Raw genomic sequence first — 21,149 nt, 5'->3', positions numbered from 1 at the left:
CATAGCCTGAGCCTGAAGGACGTACCGGTCAGAAGATCGACTAGGGAAAAGGGGAACCTTCTTGGCCCACGAAGCGCAAAAAGCAATCGCACGGCAATCGCTCCTGCTCAAGAGCTTGCCGGAACAGCATGTCGATACTCTGCTCAGCCACGCGATCTGGCGCAGCTATGATCGCGGTGAGACGATTTTTCTGCAGGAAGAAGAGGCCAAGGCCGTGCACGTGGTACTGGCCGGCTGGGTCAAGCTGTTCCGCATGTCTCCCACCGGGGCCGAGGCCGTGGTCAGCGTCTTTACGCGCGGCGAAAGCTTTGGCGAGGCGGTTGCGCTGCGGAATGTCCCATACCCGGTCTCTGCCGAGGCCGTGTCAGCCTGCGAGATCATGCATATCCCCAGCCCGGTTCTGCTTTCGCTGATGAAGGAAGACCCCGAGATCGGCGTGTCAATTCTGGCCTCGACCTTTACTCATCTGCACGCGCTGGTGGCGCAACTGGAACAGCTCAAGGCCCAGACGGGTGCACAGCGGGTGGCCGAGTTTCTGCTGGGCCTGTGCGATGCCGATGCCGACGCTTGCGATGTGGAACTGCCCTATGACAAGATGCTGATCGCCGGGCGTCTGGGGATGAAACCGGAAAGCCTGAGCCGCGCCTTTTCGCGACTCAAGACCGTTGGAGTGAAGATCAACCGCAACCACGCCGAGATTGCCGATATCGAACGCCTGCGGGACTACGCCGAAAGCGATCCGTCAGAGAAATGACCCCGGATCAGCGTTTCGGGGTCCATTCGGTCGCTGAAGAGACAGCATGGAGCCTTCCAGTGCCAATAACCTCCGGCGGTTGATCAGAGGCATGATGGCAATTAAGAACGGGCGCTCTTTTCTTTGCTTTCCACGTCTGCGATTTCGGCTGGACGCCTGCTTCCGCTCCGATTGGCTCGGATTTGAAAAGTGTCTTGCCAAATTGGTGGTTCGCGGAACATGTGCCTCATATGGGACATCCGTTCTGGGTGTGCCGTGGAACTCTTGCATCGGCTTTGAATAGCTGTGAAGCATCTCACTGAGATGAACACGCGGCTGCGCATATTTACTGCGCTCTGTGGTTCCAACGCGTTCAACGGATGTGTGCAAATGAGATTTCTGCTTGTGATGACGTGCGTCGCGTTTTTGACCGCGTGCAAGGAAGAAGCCGAGCATACGCTGAAGGCCGTTCAATCATGCATCGACGAAAATCAGACGTCGCTGGTCGATCCGATCACAATCCGAAACCGATGCGCCCATGAGTTATCTGCGACGGGGAAGTACATGCTGGGCGGCACGATGCAGTTTGACCCGTCAGTGGTTACTATTCGTGTGAAGAACTCGACGTCGGATCGAATTGTTACTTCGGTTTCCGTGAATATCGACTCCTCCGTAGATCAACCGGGCTTCCGTGAAATCGCGATACCAGGGACAAAGTACACACCGGGGCGCACAGTCACAATTCCCGAGAACCGCTTCTTGGTTGGTGATCTATGGATCGAACCCGGCCAGTGGGGGATTGCAACTATCCCTCGGTCTGACGTTGCGAAAGTTCTACCGATTCTCACTGCAGGATTTGCTAGTAGCACCCTGGATCATCAGGCGTATTCCTGGAACTACCAGTCCTACAGATACATTGAGATCAAAGTTAGATAACGTGGCAGAGCAGGTGCAAACAAAGCAGCTTGCGTCGCTTGGCCAATATCACGGCTAGTGTGCGGCCTGCACTACACTCGCACCAATGTGGCTGTTGCGGGGACAATGCGCGCTGGTTGTCAAGGAAAGTCAAAGTCCTGGTGCTGCTGGAGAGAATTGAACTCTCGACCTCTCCCTTACCAAGGGAGTGCTCTACCTCTGAGCTACAGCAGCACTGTGGGCGGGTGATTAGACTCAAACGAAACGGGGCGCAAGGGTGTCTGGACGGTTTTTTTCGCCTCCTGTAGAGAAAGATCATGGCAGATAGAAATACACCTAAAAAACACGGCAAATCCGGGGATGCGCGCGAAGAGCGGCTGAAGGCGGCGCTGAAGGCGAATATGGCGCGGCGCAAGGCGCAGGCCAAGGCGCGTGCAACCCAAACCGACAAAGCCGACAAGGACGAGGGATAAGAGCAGATGGATTCGATTCTGGTGACGGGCAACGGGCCGCTGAACGGTCAGATACCGATTGCGGGGGCCAAGAACGCGTGTCTGACGCTGATGCCCGCGACCTTGCTGAGCGAAGAACCGCTGACGCTGACCAATGCACCAAGGCTCAGCGACATCAAGACCATGACCGCCCTGCTGCAATCGCTGGGGGCCGAGGTGTCTTCGCTGCAGGATGGGCAGGTGCTTGCGATGTCCAGCCACGACCTGACCAGCCACACGGCCGATTATGAGATTGTGCGAAAGATGCGGGCCTCGAATCTGGTGCTCGGTCCGTTGCTGGCCCGGTTCGGAGAGGCCGTTGTGTCGTTGCCCGGTGGCTGTGCGATCGGCGCGCGGCCGATGGACCTGCATGTGGAAGGGCTTGAGGCGCTGGGCGCCGAGATTGAGCTTGAGGACGGTTACCTGCACGCCAAGGCGCCGGGTGGTCTGAAAGGCGCGGTGCATGAGATGCGCTTTGCCTCGGTCGGCGCGACCGAGAACATCGTCATGGCGGCGACGCTGGCCAAGGGCACCACGGTGCTGAAGAACGCCGCGCGCGAGCCCGAGATCGTCGATCTGGTCGAATGCTTACGCAAGATGGGCGCGCAGATCTCGGGTGACGGGACCTCGACCATTGAAATTCAGGGCGTTGATCGTCTGCACGGCGCGACCCATCAGGTTGTGACCGACCGGATTGAGCTGGGCACCTATATGCTGGCCCCGGCCATCTGCGGTGGTGAGGTCGAGCTGCTGGGCGGGCGGATGCGCCTTGTCGAATCCTTTGCTGAAAAACTGGATGCAGCAGGTATCAGCGTTGCGGAATCCGACAAGGGCCTGAAGGTGGCGCGCAAGAATGGGCGCGTACGCGCGGTGGACGTGATCACCGAACCGTTCCCCGGCTTTCCGACCGACCTGCAGGCGCAAATGATGGCGCTGATGTGTACCGCCGAGGGCACCTCGGTTCTGGAAGAGCGCATATTCGAGAACCGCTTTATGCATGCCCCCGAACTGGTGCGTATGGGCGCGAATATCGAAGTGCATGGCGGTACGGCTACGGTTACCGGTGTCGAGCAATTGAAAGGCGCGCCCGTGATGGCGACGGATCTGCGCGCCTCGGTATCGTTGATCCTGGCGGGGCTGGCGGCCGAAGGGGAAACCACGATCAGCCGGGTCTATCATCTGGATCGCGGATATGAACATGTAGTGCGCAAGCTGGAAGGCGTGGGCGCCAAAATCGAACGGATCAAGGGCGAATGACAGACGCAAGTTTCCACGACGGGCGCGAGGCCCCGCTGAACCTGGGCGCCGAGGATGGCGATGACCTGCAGGTCATCTCGACCCTGACGCAGGATGCCGTATTCCCGGTGACCGAGATGACATGGCAACCGTCGCAGCGCCGTTTCGGCCTGCTGCTGAACCGCTTTCGCTGGGAGGACAAGGACGCCGCCACCCGTCGGAGGCGTGCGTTCGAGCGGGTGCAGTCGGTTCTGGTGTTCGATTCAGTGCTTTCGGTGGCAAGCCAGGGCGTGGACCGCAGCGACAAGGACATGGTGATGTCCCTGCTGTCGGTCGATTTCGAGCCGGGTGAGGACGGCGCAGGTCAGATCATCTTGACGTTGGCCGGAGACGGCGCGATCCGTCTGTCGGTCGAGGCGATTGACGCCACGCTCAAGGATGTGACCCGCCCCTATCAAGCTCCATCAGGTCAGGCCCCACACCATCCGGAATAAGCGCGGCATATCGCAAGCGTTCTCGGGGTCTCCGGCTGGTCTGGAGGTGCGTCGCGCGACCGTGTTCGACGTGTTCGATCTGAGCCGGGTTCTGATCCGCTCAATCACCCAGCTGTGTCAGGCCGATCACCGGGGTGACCCGCAGGCCATCGCGAAATGGACGGCAAACAAGGACCCGGAGACGATCCGGGGCTGGATCAAGGACGGAGCGCAGATCTGGCTGGCCGAATGTGCAGGGCAGGTGGCCGCCGTGAGTGGCCTGCGCGACAATGAGATCACGCTGCTCTATATCGATCCGGATCACGCCGGGCATGGCATCGGGTCAGCCTTGCTGCACCGGCTGGAACAGGAATTGATCGCTTCGGGCCATACAGAAGCTCGGCTTGAGGCAACGCAAACAGCGCAGGTGTTTTATCGGCGACATGGCTGGCAGCCCACCGGACAATGCGGTGCGCGTGGCGACGTTTCCTGTTTCGCCATGCGCAAATCGCTGCACCCTGCCGAGAAGGGTTGAGGCCAGCCCATCCCGGCGATATGTCCCGGTCAAACGCCCCGGAGAGCCAGACCATGCCCGTTTTCCTCGATTCCTCGTCTACCGAGTTCGAAACCGCCTTTCAGGCGCTGTTGTCGGCCAAGCGAGAGGACAGCCCCGATGTGGACGCCACCGTGGCGCAGATCATTGAGGATGTTCGTTCGCGCGGTGATGCGGCAGTGATTGAACTGACCGCCAGATTCGACCGGCTGGAACTGACGTCTGAGACACTGGCCTTTTCCGCCGATGAGATTGCCGGGGCAGTCGCTCAGGTCTCGGACGCGGACCGTGCGGCGCTGGAACTGGCGGCCGAACGCATCCGGGCCTATCACGAAAAGCAGATGCCCGAGGATCATCAGTGGACCGATGCCGCCGGGGCGACCCTGGGATGGCGCTGGTCGGCGGTCTCAGCCGCAGGGCTTTATGTGCCGGGCGGTTTGGCCTCTTACCCGTCATCGGTCTTGATGAATGCGATCCCGGCCAAAGTGGCGGGGGTCGAGCGGCTGGCCATTGCGGTGCCGACGCCGGACGGGCAGGTGAACCCTCTGGTCCTGCTGGCGGCGCAGTTGTCGGGCGTGGATACGATCTATCGCATCGGTGGCGCGCAGGCGATTGCGGCGCTGGCCTATGGCACCGACACCATCGCGCCGGTGGACAAGATCACCGGCCCCGGCAACGCCTTTGTCGCCGCTGCCAAGCGCCGGGTTTTCGGCAAGGTGGGCATCGATATGATTGCCGGGCCGTCTGAAATCCTGGTGATCGCGGACAAGGACAACGATCCCGACTGGATCGCGCTGGATCTGCTGAGCCAGTCCGAGCATGACGAAAGCGCGCAATCGATCCTGATCACCGATGACGCCGGATTTGGGCAGGCGGTGGCAGAGGCCGTCAAATTACGTCTGGAAACGCTGCAACGCCGCGTGATCGCCGGGGCCAGCTGGCGTGACTTTGGCGCGGTGATCACCGTGCGCGATCTGGACGAGGCCGCGGCACTGTCCAACCGCATCGCCCCGGAACACCTTGAGCTGTGCGTCGCCGACCCGGTTGCGCTCAGCCAGCAAACCGTCCACGCGGGCGCGATCTTTTTGGGTCAGTACACACCCGAGGCTATTGGTGATTATGTCGGCGGCCCCAACCATGTGCTGCCCACAGCGCGATCTGCCCGTTTTTCCTCGGGCCTCAGCGTGATGGATTTCCTCAAACGCACCACGCTCAGCCAGATGACGCCGGAAGCGCTGCGGTCGATTGGACCCGCAGCCGAGCAACTGGCCCAGTCGGAAAGCCTGGAAGCGCATGGCCTGTCGGTCACTGCGCGGCTTAAACGTTTGAATGGCTGAACCACATATGGCCTGCCGGCCACAGCATCCTTCAATCTGATGTCTGGCGCGCCTAAAAGGCTTGAACCGTATCGCCGACCTGCGGCGCAGTCGCAGGGGCAATCTGGTGGAAGGAGTTGAACTTGGAGCGCGTGGCAACCCTCTGGATCGGCAAGAGGTTCAGTTTTCTTGAGCACCTGTGCCTGAAATCCTTTGCGGATGTCGATCAAAAGCTGATCGTCTACCACTATGGGGACCTTGAGGATATTCCGGACTATATCGATGTCCGGGACGCCCGAGAAATATACGATGCGCCAGAGATTTACCGCGATCCGATCAATCGATCCGTGGCGGTGCACGCAGACTTGTTCCGGCTGAAACTGCTTCAGAAAACCGACTATATCTGGGTGGATGCGGACATCTATGCCCTTCGCCCACTGACAGCAAAGGACGGCTACCTTTTCCCGCTTGGAAACAAAAAGAACCAGCGACTGATCAACAGCGTCATGGCCTTTCCAAACGACAGCCCTTCGCTTCAGGCCATGTGCGATTTTGCTTTTGACAGTGATCTGGTACCACCTTGGTGGCCGGACGCGCACAAACAGGCCTATCTGAAGCTATATGGAAAATCCACGTATTGGAGCTTGCCCCTGTTCAGCCTGGGGCCGCCTATGCTGTATTACTTCATTAGCCAGAGCGGTGAAATGTCACGAGGGGTCCCACGCGCGGAATTGTATGCTTTGCCTCCACGATTCCGGCATCTTTGGAATGACCCGGACATGTCCAAGCTGGATTTCCTGGATTGGCAGAACAAGATGTCGATCCACTTTCATGGATCGTGGTTTCGAAAAATATTTGCTGATGCTCAAAGCCTGAACCGTGGCGCGCTGGTGGATCACTTGTTGCGAAAGCACCAGATCGATCCGAATATGCACCCGATTTAGGTTATTCCCGCGTTGTTCATGGTTTTCAGTTGCGATAAGTCTGTCTCGACCCGAACGGACCTGACGCAAATGACCCGCATTTCGCATATCGAACTGGATGACCGAAACCTGCCCCCGCCGACCCCCGAGATCGAGCAGGAGCGCAAGGTTGCCATCTATGACCTGCTGGAAGACAACCGTTTTGCGCTGCCCCAGCGGGACGAGCGCGAGGTGCCCGAAGGGCCTTATCACGTCCAGCTGTCGATCCGGGACAAGCGGCTGGTGTTCGATGTCGCCACCGAGGCCGAGGAGAAAGCGGCCGAATTCCACCTGTCGCTGGGGCCGTTCAAACAGGTGGTCAAAGACTATTTCCAGATTTGCGAAAGCTATTTCAACGCGGTCAAGACCCTGCCGCCCAGCCAGATTGAAACCATCGATATGGCCCGGCGGGGCATCCACAATGAAGGCAGTCGCGTGCTGCAGGAGCGGCTGGAAGGAAAAGCGGATATCGATACCGACACCGCCCGCCGCCTGTTCACGCTGATCTGCGTGCTGCACTTCGGGGGCTGACGGGTGACGCCTCTGCCGCAGTCGGTCCTGTTTTGTTGCGACCACAACTCGGTCCGGTCTCCGATGGCCGAAGGCATCATGAAGAAATTCTATGGTACCGGCACCTATGTTCAGTCCGCCGGCGTCCATAACGACCTTGAGATCGACGGGTTTTGCATTTCCGTTTGTCACGAGATCGGCGTCGAGCTGTCCCGTCATCGCTCGCGGTCCTTTGATGAGATGCAGGAATGGGGCGATGACCTCAGTTCCTTTGACCTGGTGGTTGCCCTGTCGCCCGCAAGTCAGCGAAAAGCGCTGGAACTGACCCGGATTTTTCACCTGGATGTCGATTATTGGCCAATAATGGACCCTACCGGGCTGGGCGAGAATCGCGAAGAAAAGCTACATCACTACCGACAGACCCGCGATCAGATCATCGGGCATCTGAGAGAACGCTGGGGCGAACCAACGGAGTGACCATGAACCAGACCGTCAAGACCTATTTCGAGGCTTTCAACGCGGGCGATGTGGATGGCATGCTGGCCTGCCTGTCCGATGACGTGGCCCATCATGTAAACGAAGGCCAGATCCGTGTCGGCAAAGAGAAATTCGCCGCCTTCTGCGATCACATGAACCGCTGCTACCGCGAGAACCTGACCGATATCGTGGTGTTCGACGCCCAAGGCGGCACCCGCGCCGCGGCCGAGTTCATCGTCAACGGCACTTATCTGGAAACCGACGAGGGCCTTCCGCAAGCGCATGGCCAGACCTACCGTCTGCCCGCAGGGTCGTTTTTTGACCTGAAGGACGGCAAGATCACCCGCGTCACCACCTTCTACAACCTCGCCGACTGGACCAAGCAGGTCTCGAATGGCTGAGGTCACTGCCGTCCGCCCCCTGACCGGAGCGGCGCTTGAGGCCGCTCTGGATGACGTGGCACGTCTGCGGATCGAAGTGTTTCGGGCGTGGCCGTATCTGTATGACGGTGACCTGGACTATGAACGCAAGTACCTGCAATCCTACCGCGACAGCGACAAGGCGATTGTGGTCGGTGCCTTTGACGGCGACCGCCTGATCGGGGCCTCGACCGGGGCACCTTTGACCGAACACGCCGATGATTTTGCCGCGGCCTTCGATGGGTCCGGGCTGGATCTGTCCGAAATCTTCTACTGCGCCGAATCCGTACTGCTGTCGGACTATCGGGGGCAGGGTGTTGGCCACAAATTCTTCGACCTGCGCGAAGGGCATGCCCGCGCGATGGGGTTCAGCAAATGCGCTTTCTGCAGCGTGCAACGCCCGACGGATCACCCAATGCGACCAGAGAATTACCGGTCGCTGGATGCCTTCTGGCGCGCGCGGGGCTATGCGCCTCTGCCGGGTGCGGTGGCGCAGTTTTCGTGGAAGGATCTCGAGCAAGAGGATGAAACCCAGAAACCGTTGCAGTTCTGGATTCGGGATTTGTCGACGTAGCCCGTGCTAGCGTTTCAAGCCTGTCGCTTTCGGCTGAGCAGACCGTATTTGACGGCCCACCCTCTGAGGGACCGGATTTTGCGCTTTTCCTGTTTCACTGGCTTTTTGGTCTGTGCGCCGCCCTTTCGATTGAATTCGAATGCGTCGATAACGCGTTCCGCACAGCCACAGGCTTCGCCCATGCCAACTTTGGCGAAATAGAACTTTTCGAAGCTTTCCGGGTTTTTCATGGCCTTCCTCGCAGTCGCATTGAAACATTTCGGGTGTGTTCTGCCAATTCACTTTTCCGTCGATGAGGTCGGGGACGAACAATGAATCTGTACAGTTCGAGACATGCTCAATTAATCTCCCGCCAATCCAGGCCTGAGGAGCCCGCGAAATGAAAGTCGCAACCGCCGCCTATGACCTCGACTGGCTCGATAGCTGGGCACAGTATGAGGACAAGCTGAACCGCTGGGTCTCGGACGCCGCCGGGCAAGGGGCCGAGCTTCTGGTGTTCCCGGAATACGGTGCGATGGAGCTTTCCACGCTCGATGGCGCTGAGGTGGCCGGTGATCTGGAACGCTCGATCCGTGCGGTGTCAGATCGGATGGAGGATGCTCAGGCCCTGCATCAGCGTCTTGCGCGGGAATATAACACGTACATTTTGGGCGCATCGGCTCCGGTCGTGGATGGCCCGGGTCGCCCGGTAAATCGCGCTGCGTTCTATGCCCCCGATGGCCGGCAGGATCATCAGGACAAACAGATCATGACCCGGTTCGAGCGCGAGGATTGGGATATCGCACCCGGCGGTCCGCTGAAACTGTTCGATACCGCCTTGGGCAAAATCGGCGTTCTGATCTGCTATGACAGCGAGTTTCCCCTGTTGGGCCGCGCCCTGCACGAGGCCGACCTGATCCTCGTCCCCTCCTGTACCGAGGCACTGGCAGGCTATTGGCGCGTCCGGATCGGTGCGATGTCACGGGCGCTGGAAAATCAATGCGTTACGGTGATGGCGTCCTTGGTTGGCAACAATAACTGGTCCGAGGCGGTGGACATGAACACCGGCACTGGCGGCATTTTCGGTCCGCCGGATAAAGGCTTCCCAGCGACAGGCGTGCTGTCCGAGGGACCTCTGAACCGGCCCGGTTGGACCTATGCTGAGATCGATCAGTCGGCCATTGCCGAAGTCCGCGCCGACGGAAATGTCCTGAACCGCACCCACTGGGAAGAGCAGGCGCCCCGAGTCGATTCAGTCACAATATCGCGCCTTTAGGTGATTCCGCCCTTGAAATAGGGTAAAATTAGGCTCATCTAGGCGCATCCCCGCAGATTCTGCGAGTGCAACGTAATGATGGAGACAACATGGCCAAGGAAGATACGCTCGAATTTCCCGGTGTCGTGAAGGAACTCCTGCCTAATGCGACGTTTCGGGTCGAGCTGGAAAACGGCCATGAGATCATCGCACATACGGCAGGCAAGATGCGCAAGAACCGCATCCGCGTTCTGGCCGGCGACAAGGTTCAGGTCGAGATGACCCCCTATGATCTGACCAAGGGTCGGATCAACTACCGCTTCAAGTAACGCCTGCCGCAATGGCGTTTATCTTAGGATCGGGCAGCCCAAGGCGGCTGGACCTGCTGTCCCAGCTTGGCGTGCAGCCCGATGCCATCCGCGCCCCCGACATCGACGAAACGCCCCTGAAGGGCGAGTTGCCGTTGCCCTATTGCAGCCGCATCACGCGGGAAAAAGTGCAGGCGGTTCAGGCGGGTAATGACGATATCACCCTCTGTGCAGATACCACTGTGGCGCTGGGCCGTCGCATTCTGGGCAAGCCCGAAGACGCAGGGCAAGCGGCTGAATTCCTGCACGCTCTGTCCGGTCGGCGGCACCGTGTGATCACCTCGGTCGCTGTGCGGCGCGGAGACCGGGTGCTGCAGCGCGACGTGGTTTCTCAGGTCAAGGTCAAACGCCTGTCGGACGTAGAGATCAACGCTTATCTGGCCACCGGTGATTGGCAAGGCAAGGCAGGCGCCTATGCCATCCAAGGTCCGGCTGGCGCGTTCATCCCGTGGATTTCGGGTTCGTTCACCGGCATCGTCGGTCTACCCCTTTCCGAAACAGCCGCCCTTTTGCAAGGCATCGGCTATCCCCTGTATCGTGAGGCATCATGAAGGGTCGCACCATCGTTCTGGACCACATCGACAACCGCGAAGCCGCTGCTTTAATGGTAGACGGGAAACTGGATGATTTCCTGATTGCCGCAGACGCGCCCGCGCCGGGTACGATCTATCGCGCCCGTGCCGACCGCCCTGTGAAAGGGCAGGGCGGCATGTTCCTGACAACACCCGATGGCCCGGCCTTCCTGCGGCAGGTCAAGGGGCTTGCCCCCGGTGCGCTGATGCTGGTGCAGGTGACGGGTTACGCCGAGCCGGGCAAGGCGCTGCCTGTAACCGACCGGATCCTGTTCAAAAGTCGCTATGCGATTGTCACACCCGATGCACCGGGCCTGAATATCTCGCGTTCCATCCGCGATGAGGACGAACGCGACCGCCTGCTCGAGATCGCGCATGAGTGCATGGAGGGCAGCGATTATGGTCTGATCCTGCGGTCCTGTTGCGCGGGAGAGGACGCGGGCGAGATCGCTGAAGATATTAGCGCCATGCTGGCCCATGCCGATCAGGTAATGAACGATCCCGGAACCGAGCCCGAACTGCTGCTGGAAGGGGACGGCCCCCACGTTCTGGCCTGGCGTGACTGGACCGACCCGGCAGAGGTCGTGACCCAAGCCGGAGGGTTCGAGTCGCATGGTGTACTGGATGCTCTGGACGTGGCGCGCGGAATTTCCGAGCCGCTGCCGGGCGGAGGGCATCTCTATGTCCAGCCCACACGCGCGCTGGTCGCCGTGGATGTGAACACCGGCTCCGATACGTCTATGGCCGCCGGTACCAAGGTTAACTTTGCCTGTGCCAAGGCGCTGCCCCGCGCGCTGCGCGTGCGCGGTCTCGGCGGGCAAATCACCCTGGATCTTGCTCCCATGCCTAAGAAAGACCGCCGGGGATTTGAATCGACCCTGCGCGCTGCGTTCAAGGCGGATGGGATCGAGACCACTCTGGCCGGTTGGACCCCGCTGGGTCACTATGAACTGCAGCGCAAACGTGGCCGTATTCCCCTGACTGAGGTGCTGAAATGAGCTGTCCGATCTGTGGCGAAGACACGGTGATCAGATTCCGCCCGTTCTGTTCCAAACGCTGCGCTGACGTCGATTTGGCCAAGTGGCTGAACGGGTCATATGCCGTTCCGTCGCAGCGCGAAGAGGATCTGGATGCAGATGTCACCGAAGGTGAAACAGAGCAATCGCGCCCACATTGAAAAAATGTCAAAAAGCCTCTGGACACTGCCTGTGGCAAGTCATAGAAGGCCTCCACCCAACGATAAACATCGTTCCCGTGCCCGGGTAGCTCAGGGGTAGAGCAGTGGATTGAAAATCCTCGTGTCGGTGGTTCGATTCCGCCCCCGGGCACCACGTTCTCATGCGAACCCATTGATTGCCCTTAATTTTTGTGAAAACTGCGTGCACATGAAAATTTGGGCCCCTTTTCGTTCAAAAAGAACGGCAACTACTGCTTCGAGCGGCTAGTATGGCCGCGGTGGCGGCTTTCGGACAGTTTGGCGGGATTTCCCGGAAACAAATCAGGGTTGCGCGTTGGGTAACAGGCTATGGAAAAGAACAAGACTGCAAAATTGCACTTAGCTCAACTGGAAGGGTAGTGTCCGACCGTAAAGTGTGTTGCCTCGTTCTAGCGCTGCTCGGATGCGAAAAAGACCGAGGTGTTACTTTCGCCCCGGTCTTGCTGAAAATCGCTAGTAAAGAGTTAAGCGGCCGACAGATTATGTTCGTTTTCAATCACCGATGACGGATCGTTTCTCCATTCAGCAATTAAGTCTCTGATGCTGACTGCCTGCTGTTCGGTCAGACATTCGTGCACAATTGAAATCCTTTCCGCGCCATAGTCGGCAGTTACTGAAAAGCCGATCTTACCTTCCTTTTCAGCAGCCTGCTTTTTTGATTTGTAGTCAGAGGTGTATCTTCCAGTTTTGTAAGTGAAAGAGGTGTCGGGCGCTTGGGAATAGATCGTCTCCAAATCCGCGCGGTCATATGAGGTGTGCTTGGGCCAGCCGGGGGCGTCAATTCTGTCTCGGTGCAGAATAATTGTTGAGGCTGGAGAGCCTCTCTGAGTTCGGTTGTTCCAGACTTTTGCGCCCCAAATGAGCAATGCGATGACAGGTATGATCCAAACGGCCCAGAAAATTGGCCAGTTATATGAAGTTCCGCCATATGGTTTTTTTGTAACCGCGAAAAGAAAGCCTGGTATCCATCCGCCAAATACCCACAAAGCTGCAATCAGCCCAACAAACTGAGTAAGCCCTGTTTGAAAGCGGTTGCTTGGCTTGAAGTGGATAATAGCGTGATCGTCTTTTTTCTCGAGCTCAAACGCCTTCTTTGCCTTAACTGTTTCCATCTTATGCCCTTCGTTTTCCTACATCTTGAAAAACAAATTTTGGGTCGTAGGTCAATTAAATCAATGTGTTAAAAGTATGTCGACCTTGGCTGGTGCAACTGGATCTGACAGGCCTCGAAGCTGGGTTCAAATAACAGCTTCAACGACTGGCCCGCATAGCCCCCGCCATAGTTTTGCCGGTGTGTTTTCGGGCTGTCATATCATGCCAAAGAACTGGCGAATAAATAGATCGCTCAACATGTTCCAAATCGCATACAGCGCTTGCCGCTGGCGTGGGCCTAGCCGGTCATTCCACCAATAGTGCCGGGCATGGGCGTGCGGGTCGTATTTCATCGCCGTTCCTGCCAGAACGACCCAGTATTCCGGCACTGTTTTGGGTGCGGACGGCCATATCTCCTGCATCGGCGCGGAGTTTCAAAAGATGCCTCGATTTGCAAAAAAGCGAAATTAAATTACGATAATATCGCATAGCACGGATTGTCGCATGTAGTTCTTGAAGGGCGGCGTGCTGGCATGGTTCAATTTTCTGGCCAACCCGGCGCAGCAAGCCGCTGGCCAAGAAAACGGGGAAGTTTTGCGTTCCCGCTAATGTTCGCAAGGTGCGCCAACGTCCAACCAGGACATAAAAAAGCACCACGGACAACCAACATGGAGATTTCAGATGAAAAAACTTGCAACGCTTTTGGGAGGCGCATCGATGGCGGTCGCCGCACCGGCGATGGCTGCAGATATCGTGATCGGCGTGCCGAACTGGCCGTCGGTGAATGCCACGGCGCATATTCTGAAGGTGGCGATCGAACAGAACCTCGGGCTTGAGGTCGAGCTGCAGAATGGGACCAATCCGATCGTGTTCGAGGCGATGGATTCCGGCGCCATGCATGTTCACCCCGAGGTCTGGATGCCGAACCAGAAAAACCTGCATGATACCTATGTCACCGACAAAGGTACTGTTGCCTTCAATCCCAACGGTGTTGAGGCGTTCCAGGGCATGTGCGTCGACAAGGCGACTGCGGATGCCAACGACATCCGTTCAATCGAAGACCTGACCAACCCCGACGTTGCCGCGCTGTTCGACAGCAATGGCGACGGTCAGGGCGAGGTTTGGATCGGTGCGCCGGGTTGGGCCTCGACCAATGTCGAGAAAATCCGCGCCAAGTCCTATGGTTATGATCAGGTGATGGAGTTGACCGAGATCGACGAGACGGTGGCTTATGCCAACCTCGATAACGCCATCAAGGCGGGCGATCCGTGGGTCGGGTTCTGCTATACGCCGCACTACGTCTTTGCCCTGCATGACATGCAGATTCTGGAAGAGCCGGCCTATGACGCGTCCAAGTGGAACGTGTTGCAGCCCACCGACGACCCGGATTGGCTTGAGAAATCCGAAGCCGGTGTGGCCTGGGACTTGGCATATCTGCACCTGCACTATGCAAAATCCCTTGAGGATGAGTTCCCCGAAGTTGCCCAGTTGCTGGCGAACATGAAACTGGACACCGACACGGTCTCGGCCATGACCTATGCGCTGGTGATCGAAGGCAAAGAGCCCGCGGCCTATGCCGAGGAATGGGTGGCAGCTAACGAAGATGCTGTTCTGGATTGGATGTCTCAGTGATTGACGCCAACCGGATTTGAAAACCGGACAGGCCGTCGGACATGTCCGGCGGCCTGTTTTGCATCAAAGGGACAGGTATGACCGAAACAGTCGTAAAACTGACGGATGTATGGAAGATATTTGGCGCGCGCGCCGAAGAAGCCATGGATGCCGTGCGGAACGAAGGCATTGGAAAGCCCGAAGTTCTGGAAAGATTCAATTGCGTCGTGGGCGTCCAGGGGGCCACCTTCGATGTGCCGCGGGGCGAGATTTTCTGCATCATGGGCCTGTCGGGTTCGGGTAAATCGACGCTGGTGCGGCACGTGAACCGACTGATCGAACCGACCTCGGGCAAAATCGAGATTCTGGGCCATGACGTGTCGCAGATTTCCGAGGCCGAGCTGCGTCGCATCCGGGCACAGCAGATCGGGATGGTATTTCAACACATGGCGCTGATGCCGCACCGCTCGGTGCGCGATAACGTGGCTTATCCGCTGGAAATTCGCAAAGTGTCCAAGTCCAAGCGCTGGGCGGTCTCGGATCACGCGCTGGGTCTGGTGGACCTGACCGGCTATGAAGACCGCCTGCCCAAAGAGTTGTCGGGCGGGATGCAGCAACGGGTCGGGATTGCCCGCGCGCTGGCATCGGACCCGGAAATCCTGCTGATGGACGAGCCGTTCTCGGCCCTTGACCCGCTGATCCGTCTGCAACTGCAGGACCAGTTCAAGGCGCTGGTGGCGCAGTTGCAGAAGACGACGCTGTTCATCACCCACGATCTGGACGAGGCCATTCGCATCGGCCACCGCATCGCCATCATGAAAGACGGGGTGATCGTGCAGATCGGAACGCCCGAGGACATCGTCATGAACCCGGCGGATGATTATGTGCGCGAGTTCGTGCAGGGCATCTCGAAACTGAAACTGGTCAAGGCGCATTCGATTATGGAGCCGATGGGCAGCTATTCCGGCCCGCTCGACGGGGCGCCGCGCGCCGATGAGGGCGCGGATCTGGACCAGCTGATCGATCTGGCCGTGAACACGGACATGCCGGTCGTCATAACCGATTCCGGCAGCGACGTAGGTATCGTGACCAAACCGCGTCTGCTGCGCGGAATTCAGGGAGGCAAAAATGACTGATGCAGCAATGGAAATGAAAGTCACGGCCGCCTCCGATATCGAGGTCGACCGCGAGGCACTGGACCAGTCCATTCACGAATTCGTCGGTCCGAATGGTGACTACTACGTCACCGCGTTTCACAAGATCCACGATGCCACCAGCGCATTGCCCAATACGTTCAATGTCTGGGCGGCGGTGCTGGGGCCGTTCTGGTCGGCGTCTCGGGCGATCTGGGGCATGTTCTGGACCTTCCTGATCCTTGAGATCATCGCCTGGGTTCAGATTGGGCGCGGCGCCTGGGGGAACCCCGGTGCCGATCTGGCCGAACGGGCCGAACGTCAGCAGACACGCGCCAACGAGTTGTTGGACCGAGCAGCGGCCGCAACCGAACAAGCGGATATCGACCGATTCAACCGTCTGGCTGAAAACATCCAAAAGGCGGCAGACAGCAGTCTGGCGCAAGCTCAGGCGGCTCAGGCCGAGGCATCGGGGATCCTGATCACCGGGCTTCTGATGCTGCTCGTGTTCAAGCTGGCACAGGGGTTCTACGCGGACCGGGTCTATGAAAAGCAGTACTCGAAATGGCGGATCGATCCGACCAGTACGGAAAGTGGTCGGTCGACGCGGAACACGGTGCTGGGCGCGGTTCTGGTGGCCGCGATTGCGCCGCTGATCATCTACAAGTTTACGGTGAATGCCTCGCTGGCGATGCTGGATGCTTTCCCGGAACAAGAGGTGTCTGCGTTGATACTGGGTGAGGGCGAGGGCACGATCTTCTCGAACCTTGCCAATTGGATGGAGGCGCAGATCGACGCTGCTGCCGCCGCAGGGGGCGATGTGTTTGACGGCATTGTCGCTGGTGTCCGCTCGGTTCTGGATGCTTTGACGATCGCTCTGATCGGATCGCCGTGGCCGGTGGTGATGCTTGTCATCTGCGTGACCGCGTGGCGCGCGGCTGGGCCGCGCGTGGCGATCTTCACCGCGTCCTCGCTCGCCTATATCGCCCTGTTGGGCTATTGGGATGTGGCGATGGAGACAGTAGCCCTGGTCGGTGCAGCGGTGTTGCTGTGTGTGGTGTTCGGCATCCCGCTGGGCATCTGGTTCGGCAAATCCCAGCGAGCCTATCGCGCGGCGGAACCGGTGCTGGACCTGATGCAGACACTACCGGCCTTCGTCTACCTGATCCCGATCATCGCCTTCTTTGGCACCGGTAACCCGCCGGGCATTCTGGCCACGATCATCTTTGGGATGCCGCCGGTGATCCGCCTGACCGCGCTGGGGATGCGAGGTGTACCGGAAAGCATCAAAGAGGCAGCGGTCGCCTTTGGGGCCTCCAAATGGCAGTTGCTGAAGGATGTGGAGATTCCGCTGGCCCTGCCATCGATCATGACCGGCGTGAACCAGACCATCCTGATGTGTCTGTCGATGGTGGTGATCATCTCGCTGATCGGCGGCGGCGGTCTGGGCAAGGAAATCCTTGAGGCGCTGCAATATGCGGCCAAGGGTCCGGGTCTGTTGGGTGGATTTGCCATCCTGTTCTGCGCGATGGTCATCGACCGGATCGTGCAGGGCGCCTTCCGGCGAGAAGACGAGAAAATCTAAAGCACACGCCCCCGGTTGCCGCCGGGGGCGTTTTTCTTGGACCGGGGAAGTCAATGACCGATCGCTATGAACAGTCCATGATGGACAATCTCTATTGGTGGGGCGTGCCCACCTTGTTCCGCTGTCCTAATGAGGGGCCCGAGGGGAAAGACATCGCGCTGGTGGGCGTGCCTCATTCAACCGGTAACGGCACGACCGAGCGGGATCAGCATCTGGGCCCCCGCGCCTTGCGCCATGTCTCGGCGGTGCAGCGCAGGGTGCATTCGGTGTTCGGGATCGATCCGTGGAACAGCGCGCGGATTGCCGATGTGGGCGATGTGCCGTTTCCGCGTGCGAACGACAACGAAGACTGCATCGAACGCATCACGGCCTTTTACAACGATATCGACGCGGCAGGTGCGCGGCCGGTATCTGTCGGAGGTGACCATTCGATCACTGGAGGGATCGTGCAGGCGCTGGGCAATGGCAAGCTGGCGGGTGGAGAGCCGGTCAGTTTCCTGCATCTGGACGCGCATACGGATGTGTTCACCAAAGTTGACCACTTTCTGGGCGCCAAGAAATCGGCGGCCCATTGGGGAGCCTATCTGGCCGATCAGGGCCAGGTCGACCCGACGCGTTCAATGCAGATCGGACTGCGGGGGCATCCGCGCAGTCTGGACTGGCTGCAGCCCTCCTATGACTATGGCTATAACATCGTCACCATGCGCGAGTTCCGTCAGCGCGGGCTAAAGGACGTGGTGGCGCAGACGCGCGAGGTTCTGGGTGACCGGCCGGTCTATATCACCTTCGATCTGGATTGCCTCGACCCAACCGTCGCGCCTGCCGTGTCCAATCTGGAACCCGGCGAGAAAGGGTTCGACATTGACGAGGCGGTCGGCATTCTGCGGGCTGCGCGGGGTCTGAATATCGTGGGCGGAGATGTCGTCTGCATGATGCCCACCAAGGACAGCCCGAACAACATCACCGCCCTGACGGCGGCGGCGGTGATGTTCGAGATGATCTCGATGATCGCGGAAAACGTCAGTTAGCGCCGCGCATCCACGGCCTGCGCCAACACGCAGAGCAGTTCGAACATCAGCGAGATGCCCAGCCACGCTGTGCCGCCCTCGGGATCGAAGGGCGGCGCGACCTCGACCAGATCGGCCCCAACTAGATTGATGCCCGCCATCTGGCGAATGACCTGCTGCGCCTGAAAGCTGTTAGGCCCGCCTATTTCGGGCGTGCCGGTGCCGGGGGCGTAGGTCGGGTCCACAAAGTCGATGTCATAGGTGCAATAGGTGGGCGCGGTGCCAACGATGTTGCGCACTTCGGCCATCACGTCATTGATACCGCGGTCGAACAGCTCCTCGATCCGGATGACGCGGATGCCCTGTGCCTCGCCCCATGCTATGTCTTCGGTGTTGTAGGCGGTGCCGCGAATGCCGACCTGCACAAAGCGTTTGGGATCCACCAGCCCTTCCTCGACCGCGCGGCGGAAGGGGGTGCCGTGGGTGAATTTGTGGCCTCCGAAATAGGTGTCGAAAAGATCGGTGTGGCTGTCGAACTGGATCAACCCCAGCGGGCCGGATTTGGCCAGTGCGCGCAGGACGGGCAAAGTTGTTAGGTGGTCGCCCCCAGCGGTCAGCGGAGTGATGCCGCGCGCTGTCAGGTCAGTGTAGAAGCTGGTCACCCGCTCCAACGTATCCTGAATATCCACCGGGTTCGGCGCCACATCCCCCAGATCGGCGCAATTGAGCAGCGAAAAGGGCGCAACCCCGGTCACCGGGTTCATCGCGCGGATCATCGTCGAGTAATCCCGCAACTGGCGCGGCCCGTGCCGGGCGCCGGGGCGGTTGGTGGTGCCACCGTCCCATGGGATGCCGACCAGACCCAGATCAACCTCGGCAATGCGGTCGTGATCCAGTGTCATGCTGGGCAGGCGCATGAAGGTGGGGATGCCGGCGAAGCGGGCCAGCTCCATCGCCGAGACCGGTTGAAAAAACGAATTGGTCATGTGGTTCCCCCTTCTGGTTCTGGCGCAAGCCTAGTGGCAGTTTCGAGACTTGGGAATGGGTCGGCGCCGTCAGATCAGGATGCGAAAGCGTTTGCGGATTTCGACGTCCTGTTCAGGTGTCAGGTATGCCGGGTGATGGGTGGCCAGAACCTCTTTGGCCTTTGCGCGCGCGGCGGACCACGCGTCGATTGCACCTTCCTCTTCCCATGTGCGCGGCTCGTTCCTGTCGGCGAGGGAAGGGTAGAAGTAATCCCGCTCCATCGCCTCATAAGTATGGGTGCTGCCAAGGAAATGGCCGTCCCCCAGAACCGACTGGCAGATCGCGTCAAAGCCCAGATTCTCTTGGGTCACTTCGATCCCTCGCAAGACCCGATAGGTGTGAGAGTGCATTTCGTCGTCCAGAACAAACGCTTCGAAACTGGCCCCCAGCAGCGACGCCGTCATGCCCGAGCTTTCATAGATCAGGTTGCCCCCGGCCAGCGCGGCGGCCAGAGAGGTCATCGCCTTCTCGGCCCCGTATTGCGCGTCTATGGCTTTGGCGTCGGTCATCGACGCGGCCACGCCCGAGGGCAGGCCCAGCCAGTTGGTAATCTGCGCCGAGGCGGCGTTCAGGATGGCGGTTTCCCCGCTGCCCCCGGCAAAGGACCCCGTGCGTAGGTCCACGATGAACGGCCAGTTGGAAAACACCATCGGAAAACCGGGCTGGATCGCGTTGACCATGACAAGGCTGGCCAGCGTTTCGGCCAGAGACTGCGCCAGAAACCCGGCCAGGGTCGCCGGGGCAGTGGCCCCGGCCTGCGCTGCGGTAATGCAGGACATGGGAATGTTGTGGGCAACGCATTCATAGACCACGTCCACCGCATCTTCACCATAGCGCAGCGGAGAAATAACCGGGCTGATATGGGCCTTCAGAAAGGGCCGCTTGGCAAACTCGCCCGGTCCCCCGGCCACGATATCCAGCATTTCGACAATGGGCGCGACGTTTTCGGCCAGCGTGAACGAGGAGGCCACCGGTTTGGTCGTGTTGCGCACCAGCGCATAGGCCGTGTTGATGTCCAGATCGCGCACATCGGGCACATCGGTCGCCACGCAGCAACGGGTAAACCAGCTGACATTGGCCAGCGTATCCTGCAATCGGGTGAAGTCATGCAGATCGACCAGTGTGGACGGCCGGTAAAGCCCGCTGTCGAGGTCCAGCGTCTGCACGGCCGCGCCTCCGGTACCAAAAAAGACGCGATCACCGCCAACCTCGATCGAACGGGTTTCGTCGCGGCCGTGGAACGTGAATGTCTTGGCAGCGGACCTGATCAACCGTTCCACCATTTCGCGTGGGAAAACCAGCCGGTCCTGTTCTCCCGGCTGGGCGCCCGACGCCCGCAAGTCAGCGGCCAAACGGTCGGGCACATTGCCCATGCCCAGCGTCTGGAGCAGGCGCAGGGCGGTGTCGTAGATTTGCTCAAGTTCAGTTGGGGACAGAGGATTGAGCGCCCCCCCTTTCTGGCCGGGCGGGCAGGGGTCGACTACAGGTTTGGCCGCGCGCTGGGCGTGCCTGGCCTGCCGACCGCTTCGTTTGCCACCTTCCAAGGACATGCCGCTCCTTTCCCGCTCTCCCTTCGGGCACACTAAGCGGCGACTCTGCCCCGCGGCAAAGGGGAACTGCGAATTTCAGAAACCTCAAAAGCAGTT

General features: G+C 59.4%; 26 protein-coding genes and 2 tRNA genes. 22 read left to right on the top strand and 6 right to left on the bottom strand.

The features are described from left to right. Window positions 1–61: 61 nt before the first annotated feature. Window positions 62–754, top strand: a complete 693-nt coding sequence (locus tag ACOQFT_RS03200; protein ID WP_421596617.1) for a Crp/Fnr family transcriptional regulator — start codon at window positions 62–64, stop codon at window positions 752–754. Between the two features lie 369 nt (window positions 755–1,123). After that, window positions 1,124–1,669: a hypothetical protein gene (locus ACOQFT_RS03195; protein ID WP_421596616.1), complete on the top strand. Its 546-nt coding sequence runs from the start codon at window positions 1,124–1,126 to the stop codon at window positions 1,667–1,669. Between the two features lie 138 nt (window positions 1,670–1,807). On the opposite strand, the gene ACOQFT_RS03190 is transcribed toward ACOQFT_RS03195, so the two are convergent. Continuing rightward, window positions 1,808–1,882 (bottom strand) — tRNA-Thr (locus ACOQFT_RS03190). Between the two features lie 83 nt (window positions 1,883–1,965). On the opposite strand from ACOQFT_RS03190, the gene ACOQFT_RS03185 reads away from it, so the two are divergent. The 10 genes from ACOQFT_RS03185 (at window position 1,966) to ACOQFT_RS03140 (ending at window position 8,659) form a co-directional block, all read left to right on the top strand. Continuing rightward, window positions 1,966–2,121 (top strand): hypothetical protein, encoded by a 156-nt coding sequence (locus ACOQFT_RS03185; RefSeq protein WP_170327942.1) that lies wholly within the window; start codon window positions 1,966–1,968, stop codon window positions 2,119–2,121. Window positions 2,122–2,127: 6 nt separating this feature from the next. Then, entirely contained in the window at window positions 2,128–3,396 is a 1,269-nt protein-coding gene (murA, locus tag ACOQFT_RS03180; RefSeq protein ID WP_421596615.1) for a UDP-N-acetylglucosamine 1-carboxyvinyltransferase, read from the top strand. Then, window positions 3,393–3,869, top strand: coding sequence for a DUF2948 family protein (locus ACOQFT_RS03175; protein WP_170674182.1), 477 nt, complete (start codon window positions 3,393–3,395; stop codon window positions 3,867–3,869). Before murA ends, ACOQFT_RS03175 begins: the two co-directional genes overlap by 4 nt. Before the next feature lie 46 nt (window positions 3,870–3,915). Further along, window positions 3,916–4,383 carry a GNAT family N-acetyltransferase gene (locus ACOQFT_RS03170; RefSeq protein WP_421596614.1) on the top strand — a complete coding sequence of 156 codons (468 nt, stop codon included), beginning with the start codon at window positions 3,916–3,918 and terminating at the stop codon, window positions 4,381–4,383. 53 nt (window positions 4,384–4,436) lie between these two features. Then, a complete protein-coding gene (hisD, locus tag ACOQFT_RS03165; RefSeq protein ID WP_421596613.1) occupies window positions 4,437–5,738 on the top strand; it encodes a histidinol dehydrogenase in 1,302 nt (433 codons plus the stop codon). Window positions 5,739–5,860: 122 nt separating this feature from the next. Beyond that, window positions 5,861–6,661 (top strand): hypothetical protein, encoded by an 801-nt coding sequence (locus tag ACOQFT_RS03160; protein WP_421596612.1) that lies wholly within the window; start codon window positions 5,861–5,863, stop codon window positions 6,659–6,661. Between the two features lie 69 nt (window positions 6,662–6,730). Beyond that, a complete protein-coding gene (locus ACOQFT_RS03155; protein ID WP_421596611.1) occupies window positions 6,731–7,210 on the top strand; it encodes a UPF0262 family protein in 480 nt (159 codons plus the stop codon). 3 nt (window positions 7,211–7,213) lie between these two features. After that, complete coding sequence (locus ACOQFT_RS03150; RefSeq protein ID WP_421596610.1) at window positions 7,214–7,666, top strand: low molecular weight phosphatase family protein; 453 nt, start codon at window positions 7,214–7,216, stop codon at window positions 7,664–7,666. 2 nt (window positions 7,667–7,668) lie between these two features. Beyond that, window positions 7,669–8,067, top strand: coding sequence for a ketosteroid isomerase-related protein (locus ACOQFT_RS03145; RefSeq protein ID WP_421596609.1), 399 nt, complete (start codon window positions 7,669–7,671; stop codon window positions 8,065–8,067). Further along, entirely contained in the window at window positions 8,060–8,659 is a 600-nt protein-coding gene (locus tag ACOQFT_RS03140; protein ID WP_421596608.1) for a GNAT family N-acetyltransferase, read from the top strand. Before ACOQFT_RS03145 ends, ACOQFT_RS03140 begins: the two co-directional genes overlap by 8 nt. A gap of 14 nt (window positions 8,660–8,673) precedes the next feature. Here ACOQFT_RS03140 and ACOQFT_RS03135 read toward each other — a convergent pair whose 3' ends face one another. Continuing rightward, a complete protein-coding gene (locus tag ACOQFT_RS03135; protein WP_421596607.1) occupies window positions 8,674–8,889 on the bottom strand; it encodes a hypothetical protein in 216 nt (71 codons plus the stop codon). A gap of 149 nt (window positions 8,890–9,038) precedes the next feature. Between ACOQFT_RS03135 and ACOQFT_RS03130 the strand changes: the two genes are divergently transcribed. From ACOQFT_RS03130 to ACOQFT_RS03105, 6 genes are all read left to right on the top strand, one after another. Beyond that, window positions 9,039–9,914, top strand: a complete 876-nt coding sequence (locus ACOQFT_RS03130; RefSeq protein ID WP_421596606.1) for a carbon-nitrogen hydrolase family protein — start codon at window positions 9,039–9,041, stop codon at window positions 9,912–9,914. Window positions 9,915–10,003: 89 nt separating this feature from the next. After that, window positions 10,004–10,222 (top strand): translation initiation factor IF-1, encoded by a 219-nt coding sequence (infA, locus tag ACOQFT_RS03125; RefSeq protein WP_005978431.1) that lies wholly within the window; start codon window positions 10,004–10,006, stop codon window positions 10,220–10,222. A gap of 11 nt (window positions 10,223–10,233) precedes the next feature. Next, on the top strand, window positions 10,234–10,812 hold the full coding sequence (locus tag ACOQFT_RS03120) for a Maf family protein (RefSeq protein WP_421596605.1): 579 nt from the start codon (window positions 10,234–10,236) through the stop codon (window positions 10,810–10,812). Next, complete coding sequence (locus ACOQFT_RS03115) at window positions 10,809–11,831, top strand: ribonuclease E/G (protein WP_421596604.1); 1,023 nt, start codon at window positions 10,809–10,811, stop codon at window positions 11,829–11,831. The genes ACOQFT_RS03120 and ACOQFT_RS03115 overlap by 4 nt, the downstream gene beginning before the upstream one ends. After that, window positions 11,828–12,010 (top strand): DNA gyrase inhibitor YacG, encoded by a 183-nt coding sequence (locus ACOQFT_RS03110; RefSeq protein WP_421596603.1) that lies wholly within the window; start codon window positions 11,828–11,830, stop codon window positions 12,008–12,010. The genes ACOQFT_RS03115 and ACOQFT_RS03110 overlap by 4 nt, the downstream gene beginning before the upstream one ends. Window positions 12,011–12,089: 79 nt before the next feature. Beyond that, window positions 12,090–12,164, top strand: a tRNA-Phe gene (locus tag ACOQFT_RS03105). Window positions 12,165–12,513: 349 nt separating this feature from the next. Here ACOQFT_RS03105 and ACOQFT_RS03100 read toward each other — a convergent pair. Both ACOQFT_RS03100 and ACOQFT_RS03095 read right to left on the bottom strand, forming a co-directional pair. Then, on the bottom strand, window positions 12,514–13,161 hold the full coding sequence (locus ACOQFT_RS03100) for a hypothetical protein (RefSeq protein WP_421596602.1): 648 nt from the start codon (window positions 13,159–13,161) through the stop codon (window positions 12,514–12,516). A 195-nt stretch (window positions 13,162–13,356) separates the two neighbouring features. Further along, entirely contained in the window at window positions 13,357–13,563 is a 207-nt protein-coding gene (locus tag ACOQFT_RS03095; protein WP_421596601.1) for a hypothetical protein, read from the bottom strand. Between the two features lie 259 nt (window positions 13,564–13,822). On the opposite strand from ACOQFT_RS03095, the gene ACOQFT_RS03090 reads away from it, so the two are divergent. The 4 genes from ACOQFT_RS03090 to ACOQFT_RS03075 all read left to right on the top strand — a co-directional run bounded on the left by ACOQFT_RS03090 (window position 13,823) and on the right by ACOQFT_RS03075 (window position 18,498). Continuing rightward, entirely contained in the window at window positions 13,823–14,773 is a 951-nt protein-coding gene (locus tag ACOQFT_RS03090) for a glycine betaine ABC transporter substrate-binding protein (protein WP_421596600.1), read from the top strand. A 77-nt stretch (window positions 14,774–14,850) separates the two neighbouring features. After that, a complete protein-coding gene (locus ACOQFT_RS03085) occupies window positions 14,851–15,888 on the top strand; it encodes a quaternary amine ABC transporter ATP-binding protein (RefSeq protein ID WP_421596599.1) in 1,038 nt (345 codons plus the stop codon). Beyond that, the gene (locus tag ACOQFT_RS03080) at window positions 15,881–17,470 is read left to right on the top strand and encodes an ABC transporter permease (protein ID WP_421596598.1); all 1,590 of its coding nucleotides are present in this window, start codon (window positions 15,881–15,883) and stop codon (window positions 17,468–17,470) included. The genes ACOQFT_RS03085 and ACOQFT_RS03080 overlap by 8 nt, the downstream gene beginning before the upstream one ends. Before the next feature lie 53 nt (window positions 17,471–17,523). Further along, complete coding sequence (locus ACOQFT_RS03075; RefSeq protein ID WP_421596597.1) at window positions 17,524–18,498, top strand: arginase family protein; 975 nt, start codon at window positions 17,524–17,526, stop codon at window positions 18,496–18,498. Here the strand turns inward: ACOQFT_RS03075 and ACOQFT_RS03070 are convergent. Then, a complete protein-coding gene (locus ACOQFT_RS03070) occupies window positions 18,495–19,463 on the bottom strand; it encodes an agmatinase (protein ID WP_421596596.1) in 969 nt (322 codons plus the stop codon). The two genes, ACOQFT_RS03075 and ACOQFT_RS03070, sit on opposite strands and share 4 nt — an antisense overlap. Window positions 19,464–19,532: 69 nt before the next feature. Then, entirely contained in the window at window positions 19,533–21,053 is a 1,521-nt protein-coding gene (locus tag ACOQFT_RS03065; protein ID WP_421596595.1) for a trimethylamine methyltransferase family protein, read from the bottom strand. Between the last annotated feature and the right edge of the window lie 96 nt (window positions 21,054–21,149).

This window comes from Ruegeria sp. MALMAid1280 (genome assembly GCF_049195285.1).
In the GTDB taxonomy this organism is placed as follows: Bacteria; Pseudomonadota; Alphaproteobacteria; order Rhodobacterales; family Rhodobacteraceae; genus Ruegeria.
The sequence above is the reverse complement of the archived record's forward strand: the minus strand, read 5'-3'. Positions and strand labels throughout refer to the sequence as shown.